3 protein-coding genes are annotated in these 2,584 nt (G+C 46.8%); all 3 read left to right on the plus strand.

The annotated features are described in order from the left end of the window. A partial coding sequence (locus D5R40_RS32000) for a hypothetical protein (RefSeq protein WP_161565155.1) occupies positions 1-215 on the plus strand: 215 nt, incomplete at its 5' end. Between the two features lie 1,655 nt (positions 216-1,870). Beyond that, positions 1,871-2,158 carry a peptidase associated/transthyretin-like domain-containing protein gene (locus tag D5R40_RS32005; RefSeq protein WP_124155813.1) on the plus strand — a complete coding sequence of 96 codons (288 nt, stop codon included), beginning with the start codon at positions 1,871-1,873 and terminating at the stop codon, positions 2,156-2,158. A 247-nt stretch (positions 2,159-2,405) separates the two neighbouring features. After that, positions 2,406-2,584: TonB-dependent receptor plug domain-containing protein (locus D5R40_RS43260; protein WP_375339444.1), on the plus strand; the 179-nt coding region annotated here is incomplete at its 3' end.

Consider the following 2,584-nt stretch of genomic DNA (forward strand, 5'->3'; position numbering starts at 1 on the left):
GGCGGTTTTCAGTGGAGGTAAAGACCAAGTATGGCCAATGGCAATCGCTACGTGCGGATGGGGAACCTCAGAATGCTTTGGGAGTGGCAGTTCGGACAGAGCCATTGTGTCTCCTACGTCCCGGTATGTATGATGTACAAGTGCTAGCCTGGGGACAAAATTGTGCTACCCCCGTTGTGAAGTCTGTGCAAACGGCCGTCATCATTCCAGATTGATCGCTTGATTAATAATCCTCCGGTGGTCTCCGCTCCAAGTACGCAAGTACCCGTGGAAGAAGGAGTATAAAAATTGCCAGATACTTGTGAAGTAAGCGCCAGCGCGACGGTGCAGGAAGTATCATCAGAGGTACGGTAGAATTAAATAGAACTTCTCCTTGCGGCGACATGGATGCCGTATGCGTGGTTAAATATGTACATCCAGGCTATAAGAGATATAACCTTAGATTAAAGTGGTGTTGATTCCAGGCTCCATTGTGCCTTTTGAGTTTCCACTTGATGCAAGGGATATGCAGCGTGGTATTCATACCATTCAAGTTCAGACCTATGTCAAATCTGATGTAACCAAGAAGAGGTGCCTATGAGTTCCTTCTGGGTCAAGGCTGAGTTGCCAGGACAAAGGATAGAGACTATCTGGCTGCTAGAAATGGATCAGCGATCCCACAGCCAGCAGAAACGAGTCGAAGACTCCACGATATACGGATGCAGAATTGCAAGCCGGCGAAAGAGATCCTTATGAATCTAGTGTTGATGCTACCCTAATGGAAGAGACTTTTAATACGGTAAATGTGACTGCTTCGGATCCCAATTGTACACCCATCCAAGATCTCAACCTGGTATTTGATGGCCCGAGATCTACCATACCATTATACATCGCTTGGTTGAATCCCGCTGTTGCCAGGAGGAAGGGTGTGATTACACGGTTTGGGCAGGGGCAGGTCTAACAACTGCGACTATTGGTGATGGAAGGAGAAAGGAGCCATGATCCGGGAATTTTTGACCCAACTTCATCCGGATGATCAATTACTATGAAGTGTAGTGAAAACTGAAATGGACAAAGAAAAGCAGCCTATGTATCGGGTACAGGCCCATTGTATGGCGTAGAAGATATCATTGCCTATCACGATGAGGTTAACCCTACTACAATAGAACAACCTGACGATGGATTTCACCTCTGTGCAAGTTGTTCCTGAAGGAGCGGTGGAGGAGCATTGGCTTCTCGAGCTCCAGGTGCCGTGCCAAAACGGGTAGCAAGCCTTTATATGATACGCCTTCTGCTCCATCACTAAATTTGAAGCTTGTAAGTACAAGCGAGACCTAGTGGTTCGGGCAGAGCAACCCATCCAGGTGGAGATATAGTAGATATATCGTATGGATTTAAAGCCAAAGGATATCAATATACCCTGTACTTCAACCAAAGGGCTCATCTCAATGGTAATTGCTCCAGGCCGAAAAGAAGGGCAGTCTAGTCCTGACTTTGAGCTTGAAATGACGGAAATATCATACGGGCAAGTATCTGTTACTGTCCAGAAAGAGTCCAGTAATTGGGGTGCCTATCCTCCTCACAGAATGAAGCTGTTGAACTGAATGTAATTGAATAAAGCCTGGATGGCTTTCCAAAAACCAGAAGACCTTGGATCTGCATAGAATAGAATGATCCAAGGTCTTCTTTACCTCCCGCCCTGAGAAAAGCACTTAGAAAAGGACGTCGGTTCCGCTTGTAGTTAGTTAATATTCTCCAACCGAGCTTCGAGCATAAGGCTAGTGGGGTTCCACTAGTGATGCCGAAAGCAACTTTCATCCCTATTGCCCTATAACAGTTAGCGTGTGGTTTTTATCGCGCGACCATAACCCGTAGTCTCTAAACCTAAATTATGAAACGAACCGTACAGAGTTACTATGCTTATTGCTCTGCTGTCTGGGATGGTCTGATGGGACAAGATATTACTGTCCGGGGGCTGATTTCATCTGCTGAGACGGGAGATCCACTCCCAAATGTGCAAATCGAATTGCAAGGTACTCCCCGAAAAACATCCTCCGACACACAAGGCTTTTTTGAAATTAATGTCCCACGCCTAATATCTTTTATGCTCGTCGGAATGCGATCCTTATCTTTTCGCTGGTTAGGTCATGAAAACCATCGAGGTAGACGTTGGCCGTAGAAAAGAATTCAATCTTTCCATGAAGCGAAAGTTGGACAATCAAGAAATCGAGGTGGCTGAAAGTTGTCCTCACCGGAACGGCCGATGGGCAAACGCCGAAGGGGTTATGCTTTAGTGTAGATTTGTTTGCAATGATGATGCTTTTCATCCTGTACCCCCTTCCTACCTAGGCCAAGTTTACAGGAAAAGTTGCGGGCTTGCGTGTTAGCCAGCTGGGGCGACAACCTGGCCAAGGGCCTATTTACAACTGCGTTCTGCCAATTCCATCGCCAACGGGCAGCAGCCATTGATCTTGTTGGATGGAATTTACCTGAATGGCTCCAGTCTCGCCGATATCAATCCAGAAGATATCGAAAAGGTCGAAGTCCTGAAAGGGGCGGCAGGAGCCTCTCTTTTTGGCTCACAAGCTGCCAATGGCGTCATTCA

This window comes from Okeania hirsuta, assembly GCF_003838195.1.
Classification (GTDB): Bacteria; Cyanobacteriota; Cyanobacteriia; order Cyanobacteriales; family Microcoleaceae; genus Okeania; species Okeania hirsuta.

Coding starts and splice junctions, on each gene's coding strand:
- D5R40_RS32005 (WP_124155813.1), top strand. CDS start 1,871: ATGAAACGAACCGTACAGAGTTACTATGCTTATTGCTCTGCTGTCTGG.